The sequence below is a fragment of the Mesorhizobium sp. M6A.T.Cr.TU.014.01.1.1 genome, from assembly GCF_004022765.1.
Taxonomy (GTDB): Bacteria; Pseudomonadota; Alphaproteobacteria; order Rhizobiales; family Rhizobiaceae; genus Mesorhizobium; species Mesorhizobium mediterraneum.
Window position 1 is genome coordinate 1 of the sequence record NZ_RZPG01000019.1, and the last position, 16,290, is coordinate 16,290.

Annotated in this window: 15 protein-coding genes; 12 read left to right on the top strand and 3 right to left on the bottom strand. The window is 64.5% G+C overall.

The window, feature by feature from the left end:
* The 5 genes from EN885_RS21015 to EN885_RS21035 form a co-directional block, all read left to right on the top strand.
* Positions 1-3,038 (top strand): cobaltochelatase subunit CobN (locus EN885_RS21015; RefSeq protein ID WP_245493119.1); only part of this gene is annotated, 3,038 nt, incomplete at its 5' end.
* Positions 3,035-4,519: a precorrin-3B synthase gene (gene cobG / locus EN885_RS21020; protein ID WP_127292291.1), complete on the top strand. Its 1,485-nt coding sequence runs from the start codon at positions 3,035-3,037 to the stop codon at positions 4,517-4,519. The genes EN885_RS21015 and cobG, both read left to right, overlap by 4 nt.
* Positions 4,520-4,521: 2 nt before the next feature.
* Positions 4,522-5,163, top strand: a complete 642-nt coding sequence (locus EN885_RS21025; RefSeq protein WP_127292293.1) for a precorrin-8X methylmutase — start codon at positions 4,522-4,524, stop codon at positions 5,161-5,163.
* Positions 5,160-5,921: a precorrin-2 C(20)-methyltransferase gene (locus EN885_RS21030; protein ID WP_128243788.1), complete on the top strand. Its 762-nt coding sequence runs from the start codon at positions 5,160-5,162 to the stop codon at positions 5,919-5,921. The genes EN885_RS21025 and EN885_RS21030 overlap by 4 nt, the downstream gene beginning before the upstream one ends.
* Positions 5,918-6,682 carry a precorrin-3B C(17)-methyltransferase gene (locus tag EN885_RS21035; RefSeq protein WP_128243787.1) on the top strand — a complete coding sequence of 255 codons (765 nt, stop codon included), beginning with the start codon at positions 5,918-5,920 and terminating at the stop codon, positions 6,680-6,682. The genes EN885_RS21030 and EN885_RS21035 overlap by 4 nt, the downstream gene beginning before the upstream one ends.
* Here EN885_RS21035 and EN885_RS21040 read toward each other — a convergent pair.
* On the bottom strand, positions 6,646-7,413 hold the full coding sequence (locus EN885_RS21040; protein WP_128243786.1) for a cobalt-precorrin-6A reductase: 768 nt from the start codon (positions 7,411-7,413) through the stop codon (positions 6,646-6,648). The genes EN885_RS21035 and EN885_RS21040 overlap by 37 nt on opposite strands.
* Position 7,414: 1 nt before the next feature.
* On the opposite strand from EN885_RS21040, the gene cbiE reads away from it, so the two are divergent.
* Genes cbiE through cobT form a run of 7 tightly spaced genes read left to right on the top strand, consistent with a single transcriptional unit; the run spans position 7,415 to position 13,794 of the window.
* Complete coding sequence (cbiE, locus tag EN885_RS21045; protein ID WP_128243785.1) at positions 7,415-8,656, top strand: precorrin-6y C5,15-methyltransferase (decarboxylating) subunit CbiE; 1,242 nt, start codon at positions 7,415-7,417, stop codon at positions 8,654-8,656.
* Positions 8,653-9,039: a cobalamin biosynthesis protein gene (locus EN885_RS21050; protein ID WP_128243784.1), complete on the top strand. Its 387-nt coding sequence runs from the start codon at positions 8,653-8,655 to the stop codon at positions 9,037-9,039. The genes cbiE and EN885_RS21050 overlap by 4 nt, the downstream gene beginning before the upstream one ends.
* Positions 9,036-9,800 (top strand): precorrin-4 C(11)-methyltransferase, encoded by a 765-nt coding sequence (cobM, locus tag EN885_RS21055; protein ID WP_128243783.1) that lies wholly within the window; start codon positions 9,036-9,038, stop codon positions 9,798-9,800. The genes EN885_RS21050 and cobM overlap by 4 nt, the downstream gene beginning before the upstream one ends.
* Positions 9,797-10,615, top strand: a complete 819-nt coding sequence (cobA, locus tag EN885_RS21060; RefSeq protein ID WP_128243782.1) for a uroporphyrinogen-III C-methyltransferase — start codon at positions 9,797-9,799, stop codon at positions 10,613-10,615. The genes cobM and cobA overlap by 4 nt, the downstream gene beginning before the upstream one ends.
* Positions 10,612-11,982 carry a cobyrinate a,c-diamide synthase gene (locus EN885_RS21065; protein WP_128243781.1) on the top strand — a complete coding sequence of 457 codons (1,371 nt, stop codon included), beginning with the start codon at positions 10,612-10,614 and terminating at the stop codon, positions 11,980-11,982. The genes cobA and EN885_RS21065 overlap by 4 nt, the downstream gene beginning before the upstream one ends.
* A 3-nt stretch (positions 11,983-11,985) precedes the next feature.
* Positions 11,986-12,759 (top strand): adenosylcobinamide-GDP ribazoletransferase, encoded by a 774-nt coding sequence (locus tag EN885_RS21070; RefSeq protein WP_128243780.1) that lies wholly within the window; start codon positions 11,986-11,988, stop codon positions 12,757-12,759.
* Positions 12,760-12,783: 24 nt separating this feature from the next.
* Positions 12,784-13,794, top strand: a complete 1,011-nt coding sequence (gene cobT, locus EN885_RS21075) for a nicotinate-nucleotide--dimethylbenzimidazole phosphoribosyltransferase (RefSeq protein ID WP_128243779.1) — start codon at positions 12,784-12,786, stop codon at positions 13,792-13,794.
* 350 nt (positions 13,795-14,144) lie between these two features.
* Here cobT and EN885_RS21080 read toward each other — a convergent pair whose 3' ends face one another.
* Together EN885_RS21080 and EN885_RS21085 are read right to left on the bottom strand one after the other, a co-directional pair.
* The gene (locus EN885_RS21080; protein WP_128243778.1) at positions 14,145-14,783 is read right to left on the bottom strand and encodes a trypsin-like peptidase domain-containing protein; all 639 of its coding nucleotides are present in this window, start codon (positions 14,781-14,783) and stop codon (positions 14,145-14,147) included.
* Between the two features lie 533 nt (positions 14,784-15,316).
* Positions 15,317-16,015, bottom strand: coding sequence for a hypothetical protein (locus tag EN885_RS21085; protein ID WP_128243777.1), 699 nt, complete (start codon positions 16,013-16,015; stop codon positions 15,317-15,319).
* Positions 16,016-16,290: the final 275 nt, after the last annotated feature.

A 16,290-nucleotide genomic window follows, 5' to 3' on the forward strand; every position in this document is an offset into this window, starting at 1 on the left:
CCTCTGACGCGCGCCAACAGAAAAAAACGTCGAGCACTGCCGCAACGACCCCACCTGGCCCTGCGGGCCACCCTCCCCTCGAGGGGGAGGGAGACGGCGCGCCAATCATCCCAATTCTCTTCTATCGCTCGATGCTGCTTGCCGCTGATGTCGCGCCAATCGACGCGCTTGTTGAAGCGCTACGGCAGCGCGGCATGATCCCCGTCTCCATCTTCGTCTCGAGCCTCAAGGACCCGGCATCGCTCGCCTTTGTCGAAACCGCGCTGTCGACGCTTAAGCCCGCTTCCATCATCACCGCCACGGCCTTCGCCTCCGGTGCCGAGCCCGGCATTGAAACCCTGTTCGACCGCGCCGGCGTGCCGGTGTTCCAGGTCATCGTCGCGACGACACGCCGTGACATCTGGCAAAACAACCAGCGCGGCCTCGCCCCCGCCGACCTCGCCATGCATGTCGTGCTGCCCGAGCTCGACGGCCGCATCCTCGCCGGCGCCATTTCCTTCAAAGGCGAGAGCGAAACCGACCCGGCGCTGGCTTTTCGCGCCTTCGCCAACCGGCCGGAGCCAGATAGGGTGGCGCAGGTGGCGAACCGTGTCGAAGCATTCGTGCGCCTGCAGCGCACGCCGCGCGGACAGCGCAAGCTCGCCATCCTGATTCCCGACTATCCGAGCGCCCCCGGCCGCACCGGCTACGCCGTCGGCCTCGACGTGCCGTCGAGCGTGCTGGCCATGCTGCATGACCTGAGGGAACAGGGCTACGCCGTTGAAGGGATTCCGCAAACGCCGCGCGCGTTGCTGGATGAGTTGGAGCGCGGTGACGAGGGGCTGAGGTTGGAGGATTATCCGGCCTTCTCCACGGAATTGCCTGCGGCGGCAATCGCTGCGGTAGAGGCGGCTTGGGGGAAGGCGGAAGATGAGACAGGTTTGCACGAGGCACCCCCCTCTGTCCTGCCGGACATCTCCCCCTCAAGGGGGGAGATTGCGCTGTCGTCTCTGCTTTCGCCAATTACCGAGGATGTTAAGAGGAAGCCGTCGGCAAAACTGCCAATCTCCCCCCTTGAGGGGGAGATGTCCGGCAGGACAGAGGGGGGTGTTCAAGCGCCCACCACCGCAAAATTCCCCTTCCGCGTCGCCACCTTCGGCAACATCACTGTAGCCCTCGCCCCCGATCGCGGGCGTTCTGCCGATCGCCGCGCCGACTATCACGACCCGACATTGCCACCCCGTCATGCGCTGATCGCCTTCGGTCTTTGGCTGCGCAAGTCGCTCGGTGTCCATGCCCTCATCCATGTCGGCGCCCACGGCACGCTGGAATGGCTGCCCGGCAAGACCGTTGCGCTCAGCGAAACCTGTTTTCCCGAGATCGTCACCGGCCCCTTGCCCGTCATCTATCCCTTCATCGTCTCCAACCCCGGCGAGGCAGCGCAGGCCAAGCGGCGCATTGCCGCCGTCACCCTCGGCCATCTGCCGCCGCCGCTGACCGGCGCCGGGCTCGACGAGAACCAGCACCAGCTTGAACGGCTGGTCGACGAATATGCCCAGGCCGATGGGCTCGACCGCCGCCGCCGCGACCGCCTGGCGAAGTTGATCGTCGAAACGGCGCAGAAGACCGGCTTCGCCTCCGAGGCCGGCGTCGCCGGAACCGACGCGCCCGACGAAGCGCTGCGCCGGATCGACGCCTGGCTTTGCGACCTCAAGGATTTCGCGATCAAGGACGGCCTGCACATCTACGGCCGGTCGCCGGAAGGCGAGGCCGATCCGCTGCGCGAGCAAAGCGCGACAGCCGAAAAAGCAGCACTGCTTGCCGCCCTCGACGGCCGCCATGTCGCTGCCGGACCTGCCGGTGCACCCGCGCGTGGCCGGCGCGATGTGCTGCCGACCGGCCGTAATCTGTTCACCGCCGATCCACGCACCATGCCGACGCCGACATCCTTCGATCTCGGCAGGGCGGCCTCCGACGAGGTCTTGCGCAGCTATATGCAATCGCATGGCGACTGGCCGCGCTCGCTGGTCATCGACCTGTGGGGCTCGGCGTCGCTGCGCACCGGCGGCGAGGAGATCGCGCAAGGCCTGGCGTTGATGGGCTGCCGGCCGCAATGGGATTCCGCCACCGGGCGTGTCACCGGCATCGAGGTGCTGCCGCCGGCCACGCTTGGCCGCCCGCGCGTCGACGTCACCTGGCGCATATCGGGCCTGTTCCGCGACATGTTCCCGACCCAGATCGCCCTGATCGACGCTGCCGCCAATGCCGTCGCCGCCCGCGACGAGGACGCGTCCGAAAACCCGCTCGCCGCAAGGACCCGCGCTGACGGGAAGATCAGCCCGCGCATTTTCGGCACCTCGCCCGGCACCTATGGCGCCGGTGTCGAGGATTTATTGTCGAGCGGCGACTGGGCCGCGCGCGAAGAAATCGGCCGCGCCTACCTCGACGCCACCTCGCATGCCTATGGCGGCGCAGAGGGCGAAGGGATTTCGGCGCCCGGCGCCTTCGAGGATCGTATCGCCGAGGCGGACCTTCTCGTCCATACCGGCGACGATCCCGGCCGCGACATCCTCGAAGGCTCCGCCGACGTCGCCTTCATCGGCGGCTTTTCGGCAGCACTTGCCGCACTCGGCAAGAACGCCGATGTCATCGTGCTCGACACCACCGATCCGCAAAAACCCAAGCCGCGCTCGGTTGGAGAAGCGGTATCTCGGGTAGTTCGCGCCCGCGCGGTCAACCCGCGCTTCATTGCCGGCCAGATGCGGCACGGGCCGCGCGGTGCCTCGGAGTTCGCCGAGACGGTCGACCGTCTCGTCGGCTTTGCCGAGACCACCTATGCCATACCGGGCGCGCTGATCGAGGCCGTGCACGACGCCTATCTCGGCGACCCCATTGTCCGGGCGTTCATCCTGCGCGAGAATCCGGCGGCGGCGAAGGTCATCGCCGAGCGTTTGCTGTCGGCACGGCGGCGCGGTCTCTGGCATCCGCTGCGCAATTCCATCGATGACGCTCTCGCCACACTGATTGCCGAAGTCCAGGCGCTGGAGGTTGCGGCATGAACGCCTTCTCCCGACGCGGCGCCTGCCCCGCTTTGTCGACGCCGATGCAGACCGGCGACGGCCTTCTGGTGCGGCTCAACCCGGTCGCTGGAGGACTCTCGCCGAAATCCTTGATCGGACTCGGTGAATCCGCCTTGCGGCACGGCAACGGCATCATGGAAGTGACCGCACGCGGCAGCCTGCAGATACGCGGCCTGACGCCGGCAAGCGCGCGGCTGCTGGCGGTGGAGGTCGATGCACTTGGCATTGCCGTGCGCACCGGCGTGCCGGTCGAGACCGGTCCACTGGCAGGGCTCGACACCAAGGAGATCGTCGATCCGCGCCCGCTGGCGGAGCGGATTCGGGCGGCAATTGATGAAGCTGGGCTGGCACAGCGCCTTGGCCCGAAGGTCTCGGTGATTGTCGACGGCGGCGGACGGCTGACAATGGATGCGGTTACCGCCGACGTGCGGCTCGTCGCAACGCGCACCAATGCGGGAATCAAGTGGCAGGTGGCTGTCGCGGGTGATGGGCAGAATGCGAAGCCGCTCGTTACGCTGGAAGACGATGCGGCGCGCGATATTGCAGTCGCGATGCTCAGGATGATCGCCGAAAAAGGCCGCGAAGCCCATGCACGGGATTTGACGGAAAGGCAGTTAATATCCCTCGCAAGCTGGCATTCCTTCGCGCCCCCCTCTGTCCTGCCGGACATCTCCCCCACTTGGGGGGAGATCGGCAGCTTCGCCGGCGGCTCCCCCTCGGCATCTTTGGCGATTGGCGAAAGCGGAGATGAGGGCGCAATCTCCCCCCAAGTGGGGGAGATGTCCGGCAGGACAGAGGGGGGCGCCGTAGAGCGCCTTCCTGTTCCGGCTCGCTTCCCCATTGGCATTTTCGATCTGACAGATGGCCGTGCTCTCGGCATCGGCCTGCCCTTCGGCAGCATGCCAGCGAAAAAGCTCATCGACCTCACGCGACACGCCATCACCTTCGGCGCAACCCAAATCCGACTCGCGCCACAACGCGCGCTGCTTTTCGTCGGCCTCTCCCCGACCGCCTGCCACTCACTTCAGGAAGCCGCCGCCACCCTTGGCTTCGTAACCAACGCCACCGATCCGCGCACCAGGATCGCCGCCTGCCCCGGTGCGCCGGCCTGCGCCTCCGGCCGGATCGCCACCCGCGACATCGCCGAGACCATCGCTACGGAAAACGGTGACATCCTCGATTCCTCCTTCATGCTGCACATTTCCGGCTGCGCCAAGGGTTGTGCGCATCCCGGCTCGGCGGCGCTGACACTGGTCGGCGGCGATAATGGAGCCGGACTTGTCGTGGACGGGACGGCGAAGGCCCTTCCTGCCGGATACAGGCCAGGCTATGACGCCGCGCGCGGCGTTGGCCGCGTTGCCGCAGCGATCCGCCGCACACGACTTCGAGGTGAAACCGCCGCCACTTGCCTGGCAAGGCTTGGCGCGGCCGAAATCATCGAAACTTACCGACAGGAATGAGCATGCCCGCCCACATCGCCTACGACTATATCCATGACGGCACGGCGATCTATGAGCGCTCCTTCGCCATCATTCGTGCCGAGGCCGACCTATCGCGGTTTTCCAACGCCGAGGCCGATGTCGCCATTCGCATGATCCATGCCTGCGGACAGGTCGAGGCCAGCAGGCACTTCGTTTTTTCAGCGGATTTTGTAGCCGCCGCGCGCACGGCGCTGGCGGCCGGCGCGCCGATCTTCTGCGACGCCGAGATGGTCTCGCACGGTGTGACGCGCGCGCGGCTGCCGGCCGGCAACGAGGTGATCTGCACGCTGCGCGACCCGCAAACCTCCGACATCGCGAAAAGGATCGGCAACACCCGCTCGGCCGCGGCCATCGACCTGTGGGGCGAGCGCATGGCAGGTTCGGTCGTCGCCATCGGCAATGCGCCGACAGCACTTTTCTACCTGCTGGAAAGGCTGCGCGACGGTGCGCCCAAACCGGCTGTTATCATCGGCATGCCGGTCGGTTTCGTCGGTGCTGCCGAATCGAAGGACGCGCTGGCCGAGAATTCCTATGGCGTGCCCTACGCCATCGTGCGCGGCAGGCTGGGCGGCAGCGCCATGACCGCCGCAGCAATCAACGCATTGGCGAGGCCGGGCCTGTGAACGCGATTGTAAAAGGCCGGCTTGTCGGCGTCGGCACCGGTCCCGGCGACCCCGAGCTGCTGACGCTCAAGGCCGTGCGCGCGCTGGCCGAGGCCGACGTGGTGGCGCATTTCGCCAAGCGCGGCAACAACAGCAACGCGCGCGCCATCGTCGGCGCCCATTTTCGTCCTGATTTGATCGAGTTGCCGCTGCTCTATCCCGTCACCACCGAAATCGACAAGGATCACAGCGATTATCGGTCGCAGATAGCGGATTTCTACGAGGAGGCGGCCGAAAAGGTCGCCGAGCATCTCAGCGCCGGCAGGATGGTCGCGGTGCTTTCGGAAGGCGACCCGCTGTTCTACGGCTCCTACATGCACCTGCATGTCAGGCTGGCGCACCGCTTTCCAACAGAGGTCATTCCCGGCGTCACTGCCATGTCCGGCTGCTGGTCGGCCACCGGAACGCCGATCGTCCAGGGCGACGATGTATTGACCGTGCTGCCGGGCACGATGAGCGAATTCGAGCTGACCCGCCGCCTCGCCGACACCGATGCCGCCGTCATCATGAAGGTTGGCCGCAACCTGCCCAAGATCAGGCGCGCGCTGGAGGCGACCGACAAGCTGGCGCGTGCCGTCTATGTCGAGCGCGGCACCATGCCGGGCGGCGTTTCGATGCGGCTGGCCGACAAGCAGGACGACAAGGCGCCCTACTTCGCCATCGTGCTGGTCGCCGGCTGGTCCGGCCGCCCTGAAGCGTTGGTGGAGTCCGGGGCATGAGCGGCCGCCTGACCGTCATCGGCCTTGGGCCCGGCAATGCCGACCAGGTGACGCCGGAAGCGAGCCGCGCCGTGGCGGAGGCAAAATTCTTCTACGGCTACAAGCCGTATCTCGACCGGCTCGACCTGCGCCCGGACCAGACCCGCGTCGCCTCTGATAATCGTGAGGAGCTGTCCCGCGCCAACGACGCGCTGAAAAAGGCTGCGCAAGGCCACGATGTCGCCGTCGTCTCGGGCGGCGACCCTGGCGTCTTTGCCATGGCGGCCGCCGTCTGCGAGGCGATCGAGGCCGGCCCGGCCGAATGGCGCGCCGTCGACGTGGCGATGCTGCCCGGCATCACCGCAATGCTCGCCGTCGCGGCCCGCATCGGCGCGCCGCTCGGCCACGATTTCTGCGCCATCTCACTGTCTGACAATCTGAAGCCATGGGAGCTGATTGAGCTGCGCCTGCTGGCGGCGGCCGGCGCCGGCTTCGTCATCGCGCTTTACAATCCAATCAGCAAGGCGCGTCCCTGGCAGCTTGGCCGCGCCTTCGAATGCCTCACAGCGATTCTGCCCGGCACCACGCCGGTCGTCTTCGGCCGCGCCGCCGGCCGTCCCGACGAGCGCATCGAGGTTTTTCTGCTGGCGGACGCCGACGCGGCAAAGGCCGACATGGCGACCTGCATCATCATCGGCTCGCCGGAAACCAGGATCATCAAGCGCGGTGAAAAACCGGCGCTGGTCTACACGCCACGTTCGGCAGCGGGCCCAAGACAATGACTGACCATCGCAGCAAGGGCTTCGACCGTTTCCGCCGACGGGACATCCGGCAGCGCCGGCCTGCGGATCATCACCACCTCGATGCCGAGCGCCCGCGCTGCGGCGATCTTGCCGTAGGTCGCCTCGCCGCCGCTGTTCTTGGACACGACGACCTCGATATGTTGTTCCCGAAGCAGCGCACGTTCGTCCGGCTCCCGAAACGGCCCGCGCGCCAAGAGATAGGTCGCACCGGGCACAGCAAGCCTTGGCTCGACCGCATCGACACTGCGGATGAGATAGTGATGCTGGGGTGCGGCCTCGAAGGCGGCAACCTCCTGCCGTCCGAGCGCCAGGAAGACACAGCGTGGAGCCGATCCCAGCGCCGTCACCGCGCCGACAACTCTGTCGACCAGCGTCCATCGATCACCTTCGGCTGGCTCCCAGCCTGGGCGCCTCAGCGCAATGATCGGCACGCCGGCCTCGTGCGCCGCCTCCGCGGCATTGGCGGAGATTTGAGCCGCATAGGGATGCGTGGCATCGACCAGCAAGTCGATGCGGGTCTCGCGGAGATATGCCGTCAACCCATGGGCGCCGCCGAAACCACCCACCCTCGTCGGCACGCCCTGCGCCACCGGGCTTTCAGTGCGGCCGGCCAGCGACAGCGTGAGCGACACATCGGTGCGCGCGGCCAGCTTTCCCGCCAGTTGCCGGGCTTCGGTTGTTCCGCCGAGGATCAGAATGCGGTGGGTCATCATGCCTGCTGAGGGTCCGCGCGGCGCCAAGCTCAACTCAAGATGGCTAACAATCGTCGGCATCGGCGAGGACGGTGTAGCGGGTCTCGGTGACGAGGCCAAGCGGTTGATCGCCGAGGCCGAATTCGTCTTCGGCGGCACGCGTCACCTTGCCCTTGTCGCGTCTTTCGCCAAAGGCGAAGCACGCCCTTGGCCGACCCCTTTCGATGCTGGGATGCGCGACGTGCTGGCGCTTGCGGGCAAAAAGGTCTGCGTGCTGGCCTCGGGCGATCCGTTCTTCCACGGTGTCGGCGTCACCCTCACCCGTAAGGTGGCGGCGGAGGAGATGCGCGTCATCCCCGCACCTTCGGCCATGTCGCTGGCTGCCGCCCGCCTCGGCTGGGCGCTGCAGGATATCGAGACCATTTCGCTGCACGGCCGCTCGCTCGACCTGATCCGGCCGCTGCTTCACCCCGGCAGCCGCATCCTCGCGCTGACCTCGGACGGCGATGCGCCGGCAGCGATTGCACGCCTGTTGACCGAGCTCGACTTCGGCCCTTCTCGGCTGACAATCCTGGAGGCGCTGGGCGGCCCGAACGAAAGGCTGCGTTCGGCGCGAGCCGACGCCTTCGACCTTGAAAAGATCAATCCACTCAACGTGCTGGCAATCGAAGTTGACTCAACTTCGGAGGCACGCATCTTGCCGCTGACATCGGGCCTTGCCGATCATCTGTTCGAGCATGACGGCCAAATCACCAAACGCGAGATCCGCGCCATTACCCTGTCCGCCCTCGCCCCCAGGCGCGGCGAGTTGCTGTGGGATATCGGCGCCGGCTCCGGTTCGGTCGGCATCGAATGGATGCTGGCCCATCCCTCGATGCGCGCCATTGCCGTCGAGGCCGATCCGGCCCGCGCCGCCCGCATCCACCGCAACGCTTCACACTGCGGCGTGCCTGGCCTTCTCGTGGTCGAAGGCTCTGCACCCAAGGCGCTTGCCAAGCTAGACACGCCCGATGCGATCTTCATCGGCGGCGGCGGTAGCGATACCGGCGTGCTGGCCGCGGCCATCAAGGCGCTGCGCGTTGGCGGCCGGCTGGTTGCCAATGCGGTGACGCTGGAGATGGAGGCGCTGCTTCTCGCTCGTCACACTGCGCTCGGTGGCGATCTCACCCGCATCGCGCTATCGCGCGTGTCACCTGTCGGCTCGATGCAAGCCTGGCGGCCAGCTATGCCGGTCACCCAATGGAGCTGGGTCAAGCCATGATGGTCGCGGGCATCGGTAGCCGCAAGGGCGTCAGTGCAAGGGATGTGCTTGCCGTCATTGAAACCGCGCTGGAAGCGCACGGGCTGGCGATGACGGCGCTTTCGGCGCTCGCAACTGCTTCTCTGAAGCAGAAGGAGCGGGCAATCTTCTCTGCCGGGCGCGAGCTCGCCCTGCCCGTGATCATTGTCGAGGACGAAGCGCTCAAGGCCGCGTCGTCGCGCGCAATCAGCCGCTCGAGCCTGTCGCAGGAGCGTGCTGGCACGCCGTCGGTTTCCGAAGCCTCCGCGCTTGCCGCTGCCGGAAAAGACGCGAAACTGCTTGGGCCGCGCATTGTGCTTGGCCCGGTCACCTGCGCCATCGCCATCAGCGGAGACGCGGCATGACGGTCCATTTCATCGGCGCCGGTCCTGGCGCGGCCGACCTCATCACCTTGCGCGGCAGCAGGCTGCTGGCAAGCTGCCCGGTCTGCCTCTATGCCGGCTCGATCGTCGCGCCGGACCTGTTGCAGCACTGCGCGCCTGGCACGAAATTGATCGACACCGCGCCGATGTCGCTCGACGAGATCGAGACCGAGTACCTGGCAGCTCACCAGGCCGGCCAAGATATCGCCCGCCTCCATTCCGGTGATCTCTCGGTGTGGAGCGCCGTCGCAGAGCAGATCCGCCGGCTGGAGAAGCACGGCATCCCTTATACGCTCACGCCGGGCGTGCCCTCTTTCGCCGCCGCCGCGGCAGCGCTTCGCCGCGAGCTGACCATTCCCGAAGTCGCCCAAAGCCTGGTGCTGACCCGTATCTCCGGCCGTGCGTCAAAAATGCCGCCCGGCGAAACCCTGGCCGGTTTTGGTCGCACTGGTGCGACGCTGGCCATTCATCTTGCCATCCACGCCATCGACCGCGTCGTCGCCGAGCTGACGCCATTCTATGGCGCCGACTGCCCGGTAGCGGTCGTCTTCCGCGCCTCCTGGCCGGACGAGCGCGTGCTGGCCGGCACACTGGCCACCATCGAGGCGCAGTTGGCCGCCGATCCGATGGAACGCACGGCGATCATCTTCGTCGGCCGCTCGCTGGCAGCGGAAGGCTTTGGCGAGAGTTCACTTTACGACGCCCATTACCAGCGGCGTTTTCGCGGACGGGATGGACTGTGAACGACGGCACCGGAAACAGAGGCGGAAACACCACAATCGAACAGGCTTTGGCCCGGCTGAACTTCAAACCGCGCCAGCTGGAGCCGGGTCATGTCTGGCTGGCCGGCGCCGGCCCCGGCGATCCCGGCTGCCTGACGCTGGAAGTGCTGGCGGCACTTGGGCAGTGCGATGCCCTCGTTTACGACGCGCTGGTGTCTCCCGATGTCGTGGCAGTGGCGGCGAGTGCCGAGCTTTTCTACGCCGGCAAGCGCGGCGGCCAGCCGTCGATGAAGCAGGACGACATCACCGCTTTGCTGGTGCGGCTGGCGCGCGAGGGCCGGCGCGTCGTCCGTCTGAAGGGCGGCGACCCCTATATTTTCGGTCGCGGCGGCGAAGAGGCGCTGGCGCTGGCGCGCGAGAACATTCCGTTCCGTGTCCTGTCCGGCCTGACCTCGGGCCTCAGCGCGCTTGCCGGTGCCGGCATCCCGGCGACCATGCGCGGCATCAACAAGGCGGTGATCCTGGCAACCGGCCACGCCGCCGGCACCGATGACGACCTCGACTGGGCGGCAATCGCCCGCACCGGCCAGCCGGTTGTCGTCTACATGGGCATGGCCAATCTGCCGCTGATATCAGCCTCGCTGCTCGAGGGCGGGCTGGCGCCGTCGACGCCTGCCGCGGTGATTGTTGCCGCAACGACGCCGCAGGAGCGCATCGTTGTCGCCACGCTCGCCACCATCGCCGAGGAAGCGGCTGCAGCCGGGTTGACCTCACCGGCGCTGATCGTCGTCGGCGGCATCGTTGCGATGCGCGCGGCATTGGCGGGCGAGCCATGACCCGCGCGATCATCATCGGCGCGCCGCGCTCTGGTTCGGGCAAGACCAGCGTCACCATCGGAATCCTGCGCGCGCTCGCCCGGCGCGGCCTTAAAGTGCGCGGCGCCAAATCCGGGCCGGACTATATCGATCCAGGCTTCCACACCGCCGCGACAGGCCTTTCCGGCGTCAATCTCGACAGCTGGGCGATGCCGCCTGCGTTGCTCAACGCGCTGGCCGGTGACGCGACTGAAGATGCCGATTTCGTCTTCCTGGAAAGCGCGATGGGCCTGTTCGACGGCATTCCTGCTGCTCCGGGCCGCACCGGCTCAGCCGCAGACCTTGCCCGGCTCTACGGCCTGCCGGTGCTGCTGGTACTCGACGTCTCCGGGCAGTCGACCACGGCGGCGGCCGTCGCCAAGGGTTTTGCTACATACGATCCCGATGTGCGCATGGCCGGCGTCGTGCTCAACCGGCTGGGTAGCGAACGCCACCGCCGGCTCTGCAGCGACGCCATCGAGGCAATCGGTCTGCCGGTGGTCGGTGCCATATTGCGCGACCCGACGCTAAACCTGCCGGAGCGCCATCTCGGCCTCGTTCAGGCCGGCGAATATGAGAATTTGATGGCGCATCTCGACCGCCTGGCCGACATGGTCGAACGCTCGCTCGACCTCGACGCTATCATGGCGCTGGCGGCGCCATTCGCGCCTGCATCGGGCAGTTTCGGCGATGCGCTGCCGCCGCCCGGCCAGCGCATCGCATTGGCGCAGGACGCCGCCTTCACTTTCCTCTATCCACATGTCGCCACGCATTGGCGCAAGGCCGGGGCGGAAATCATTCCCTTCTCGCCGCTCGCCGACCAAGCGCCCAGCGACAGTTGCGATGTCTGCTGGCTGCCCGGCGGCTATCCCGAGCTGCATGCCGGCCGCCTCGCGGCGGCTGCGAATTTCAGGGCCGGCATGGAAGCGTTTTCCGCAACACGGCCGGTGCACGGCGAGTGCGGCGGCTTCATGGTGCTCGGCGAGGCGCTGGAGGATGCATCGGGCGAGACGCACAGGATGCTCGGCCTGCTCGGTCACTCGACCAGCTTTGCCAAACGGAAGATGAATCTCGGCTACCGCGAGGCGCGGCTGCGGGCCGATTGCCCGCTGGGAGCCCAAGGCACGCTGATCCGCGGCCATGAATTCCACTATGCGCAGATGACCGCGACCGGCAATGACGAACCGCTGGCCGACCTCGCTGATGGCCAGGGCAATCCGCTCGGCGCCTCCGGCTATCGGCGCGGCCATGTCAGCGGCACGTTCTTCCATGCCATTGCGAGAGGCGAGAGCATGATCCCGAACCGAAGGACCGCGTCAGCGAAAAGTGGGAACCGGTTTTCGGTATAGATCATGCTCAAACTCCAGATCCCCTCGCCTCGGCAAATCCTCGATGATATCGCGCTCTGCCTCGTGTTCTTCACCCGGCTGCCGGTACCGGTCGTAGATTTTCGCGGCCGTAGCCTTGCCGACGCGATCTGGGCAGCGCCGGTCGCCGGCCTCGCCGTCGCTCTGATCTGTGCCTTGGTTTACGCGGTCGGGACTTGGCTCGGCCTTGCCGCCGGCCCGGCAGCGGCACTGACCCTTGCCGCAACCTTGCTCGCCACCGGCTGCCTGCACGAGGATGGGTTTTCGGATGTCGCCGACGGTTTTGGCGGCGGCAAGACGCGCGACAAGAAACTGGAGATCATGCGCGACAGCCGCATCGGCGCCTTTGGCGCCTGCGCTCTCGGCATCTCGCTGCTGATGCGCTGGAGCGTGCTTTCGGAATTCGCCAGCCCCGTCTACGTGTTCTTGGCTCTCATCGCCGCGCATGCCGCTTCGCGCAGCTTGTTCGGCGCGTTCATGCATCTGTTGCCGGCGGCGCGCAGCGACGGGCTCTCGGCCGATGCAGGCACCGTGTCGGCCGAAACCGCCATTGCCGGTGCCATGCTCGGCGCCGTCGCGTTGCTGGCGCTAGGATTCGGTGGCGCGGTCGCCGCGCTTATCCTGCTCGGCCTGTTGTTTGCCGCCTTCCGTGCGCTCTGCCTTAGCCAAATCGGCGGCCAGACCGGCGACACGGTCGGCGCCCTGCAGCAGCTTGGCGAAATCGCAATCCTGCTCGTCGCTTCCGTTTGTCTTTCCTGATTCTGTTTCGGAGACTTTGCCCCCATGCCTTTCAAATCGCTTGATGAACTGCGCGCGGCCTGCCTCGATCTGCCTGCGGGCAGCGACGCCGCGGCAAATACTGTCGCCCGCCGCCAGGACACGCTGACCAAGCCGCAAGGCAGTCTGGGCCGGCTGGAAACCATAGCGGCCTGGCTGGCCCGCTGGCAGGGCCGCGACATGCCGCAGCTCGACCGCGTCAAAGTCTTCGTCTTTGCCGGCAACCACGGCGTCACCGCACAGGGCGTGTCCGCCTTCCCGTCGGAGGTCACCGTACAGATGGTGGCGAATTTTGCCGGCGGCGGCGCCGCGATCAACCAGCTCGCCCGCATCGCCGGCGCCGAACTCGATGTCATTCCGCTGGATCTCGATCGTCCGACCGGCGATTTCACGCAAGTGCCGGCGATGGACGACGAGGCCTTCCTCGCCGCCGTCTCGGCCGGCTACGGCGCGGTGACGAAAGACCTCGACCTCGTCTGTTTCGGCGAGATGGGCATCGGTAACACCACGCCGGCTGCCGCCATTTCGGCCGCCCTGTTTGGCGGCGGCGCGGAAAAATGGACCGGGCGCGGCACCGGCGTCGACGATGCCGGACTTATACGCAAGATCACCGCCATCGAGGCCGGCGTCAAGCGCCACGCCGAGATCCTTCCCGATCCGCTGAAGATCGCAGCAGCCCTTGGCGGGCGCGAACTCGCCGCCATTTTCGGCGCAACGCTGGCCGCGCGCCATTTAGGCGTGCCGGTACTGCTCGACGGCTTCGTCTGCACCGCCGCCGCCGCACCGCTGGCAAGATTGCACCCCGCCGGCCTCGCTCACACGCTTGCGGCCCATGTCTCGGCCGAATCCGGCCATCGCCGCCTGCTGGAGGCCCTCGGACTGCCGCCGCTGCTCGATCTCGGCATGCGGCTCGGCGAAGGCTCAGGCGCCTGTCTCGCCGTCAACATCGTCCGCTCGGCACTCGAATGCCATGCCCGTATGGCAAGTTTTGCCGAGGCTGGTGTTTCGGAGAAGTAGTCGCCTGAAGTAAGGTGCGATGCCGTGGGCATCTAAGGATGAATGTTCCTAGTAATCTGAAACGCGGAACTTTACTCCACAGTCCCTAAAAAAACCAAAGATAGTAGAAGGATGCACGCCAATACCGACATTCAGGAACTGATGTTCCGTCTGGCCCTTTCGTCCAGGAATTTCTGGCTCGAAGCCAAGGGAAAGGAAATTTGTTCTTGACTGTATGGCCCAGACAGTGCCTTTTGTGTCGACCGTCGGCCCACCGCTTTGACCTTTCAGCCCCGGGGTCGATGTCTCCACGTGCATGATGGGATAGCGCACTCCATAATTCGATAAGGCGCCTGTCACCGGGTCCGTTTTCAACATTTCATGTCTGTGCACGCGCGTAAAAATGCCGTCGATTGGAAATCCTGTGAGCGGAAGGTCCCTTGCTCGAAGATCAACCCCCCCGTTTCGGCGCTGAAAATAACTGGCAATTTGTTAAAGGGATAACCGAGCTTGCAAAGCGATGTTCCCGGTTTGAAATTCTGTGTTGGGTCTTTGAATATCGGATAGCTGTCTACCCAACTCGATTCGAAAGGCTCAAGTCGTCCTATGGCAAGGTCGAGAATATCAACTCCAGTTATAGACCTAATCGTCTTCGAGTACTGTATGTCCTTACCATTAACACCAGGCAGACCCGAGAGTGGCGCGCACAGATCCTTTGATTTTTCTGTTACCTGAGGTAGTGCTCTTATTTTTTGGCGCTTTTCTTCCCGATTGAGACCAGAGTTTGAAGAGATTGCAACAACATCTGCAGCGCGAGCTATGTTACGCTCAGCCTCTCTTGTAAATTCTTCCAACATTCTGACGTTATGGGCCGCTGTTACAAACCACCCGTCCTTATTTACTACCACAAACGTTCCGATTGCACAGAAGCAAGGGCCGCCTAAGGTCCTATATGATATGACCAATGGCCACGTGAAATGTTTCGCGATTTCGATCGCCTCGACGAACATTGTAGGATCTCCCCTCCCACCTGCCGAAACACTGGCACGACTCCCTTATAGAGGGCACGGTCAACTTTGTCGGTCAAGGACGGCGAACCGAACGAGTATGGTCCTTTTCGATGTTGTGCCCGGCAATTCTACTACGCTATCCAGTTCCGCGATCTCCCCCTGATTGCACCCTTGGTGAGCTTTACGTGGCCGCAATCACCGGCTGGTTTCCGTCGCCGCACCGCAACACATCGGGCAAGCCATTGCGCCACGCCGATTAGGGTGGGAGGCCATGGGCATTAAAGGATGGATTTCCTAGTAGTCCGAGACTCTGAACTTTACGCCACAATCGTTGAAAAAGCCAAATATTGTGGTTGGATGCACGCCCCAGGCGACATTCAGGAACTGATGTTCCGTTTGGTTCCGTCGTCCAGGAATCTCTGGCTCGAAGCCCAGCGCGAGATGCTCTGTTTTTGATTGAATCGCCCAGATTGTGCCTTTTGTGTCGAGAGTCGGCCCGCCACTCTGACCTTTTAGCCCCGGCGTCGACGTCTCTACATATAGGATGGGATACGATAGGCCAGATTGTTCCAATTTGGCGCCCGTCGTTGGATGAATAACTGTAAACTCGGGTGCTTGGGTGCGTGTAAATATGCCGCCGATTGGAAATCTTGGACCGGAATAGTCCCTGGTGGAAACACAAAACTCTCCGTTGCAGCGTCGTAAGTAGGGGTTACCTGGTGAAAGGGAAAACCTACTTTGCAAAGTGATCTTCCCTGTTTGAAATTCCGTGTTGGATCCTTGAATACCGGATACTTGGCTACCCATTTCGGGTCGAACGGTTCTAGTCGTCCCACGCCGATATCGACGGCATCTTCAAAAAATCGAGAGTTGAGAAATTTCATGTCCACTAGGTTGCCAGTGCCACGTATGCCCAACCAGAGCGAGCACCGGTCTTTAGATTCCTTTGTGACCGGAGGTAGTGCTTCTACTTTTCGGTGCTTTTCCGCCCAATCGATTGTGGTGTCAGATTCGATTGCAGCAACAGTGGCATCGCGACCTACGGTCTGCGCGACCTCTTTTTGAAGTTCGCTCCATAATCTGAGGTTGTGACTGGTGGTTGCAATCCACCCCTCGTCATTCACCACCACAGCCGCTCCGATCTCACTGGAGCAACGACCGCTTACGGTCCTCGATGATATGATCAGGGGAAAAGTGAAATTGCCCGAGATTTCGATCGCCTCGACGAACATTTGTAGGATCTCCCCTCCCACCTGCCGAAATACCGGCACGGCTGCCCTTATGGAGGGCACGGTCAACTTTGACGGTCAAGGGTAGTGAATCGAATACGAGGACATTGATCTAGAGGACATTGATCTAATTGGAATTGGACTTTGTATCTGTGAGGGGACGTCCTGATCTTCATCAATCTCGAGGCGGATCCAGCGCAGCGGCTGCGCCTCACCGACGCAATCCTGACGCTGCTCCATCTGGCCGGAGAACGGCTGGGCAAGGCGAACGAAAAAGT

Excerpts from the sequence above, each read along its gene's own strand:
- EN885_RS21035 (WP_128243787.1), top strand. The coding sequence starts at position 5,918 with ATGAGCGGCCGCCTGACCGTCATCGGCCTTGGGCCCGGCAATGCCGAC.
- EN885_RS21085 (WP_128243777.1), bottom strand. The coding sequence starts at position 16,015 with ATGTTCGTCGAGGCGATCGAAATCTCGGGCAATTTCACTTTTCCCCTG.
- EN885_RS21025 (WP_127292293.1), top strand. The coding sequence starts at position 4,522 with ATGCCCGCCCACATCGCCTACGACTATATCCATGACGGCACGGCGATC.
- cbiE (WP_128243785.1), top strand. The coding sequence starts at position 7,415 with ATGCCTGCTGAGGGTCCGCGCGGCGCCAAGCTCAACTCAAGATGGCTA.
- EN885_RS21080 (WP_128243778.1), bottom strand. The coding sequence starts at position 14,783 with ATGTTCGTCGAGGCGATCGAAATCGCGAAACATTTCACGTGGCCATTG.
- cobM (WP_128243783.1), top strand. The coding sequence starts at position 9,036 with ATGACGGTCCATTTCATCGGCGCCGGTCCTGGCGCGGCCGACCTCATC.
- EN885_RS21070 (WP_128243780.1), top strand. The coding sequence starts at position 11,986 with ATGCTCAAACTCCAGATCCCCTCGCCTCGGCAAATCCTCGATGATATC.
- EN885_RS21050 (WP_128243784.1), top strand. The coding sequence starts at position 8,653 with ATGATGGTCGCGGGCATCGGTAGCCGCAAGGGCGTCAGTGCAAGGGAT.
- EN885_RS21040 (WP_128243786.1), bottom strand. The coding sequence starts at position 7,413 with ATGACCCACCGCATTCTGATCCTCGGCGGAACAACCGAAGCCCGGCAA.
- cobG (WP_127292291.1), top strand. The coding sequence starts at position 3,035 with ATGAACGCCTTCTCCCGACGCGGCGCCTGCCCCGCTTTGTCGACGCCG.
- EN885_RS21065 (WP_128243781.1), top strand. The coding sequence starts at position 10,612 with ATGACCCGCGCGATCATCATCGGCGCGCCGCGCTCTGGTTCGGGCAAG.
- cobT (WP_128243779.1), top strand. The coding sequence starts at position 12,784 with ATGCCTTTCAAATCGCTTGATGAACTGCGCGCGGCCTGCCTCGATCTG.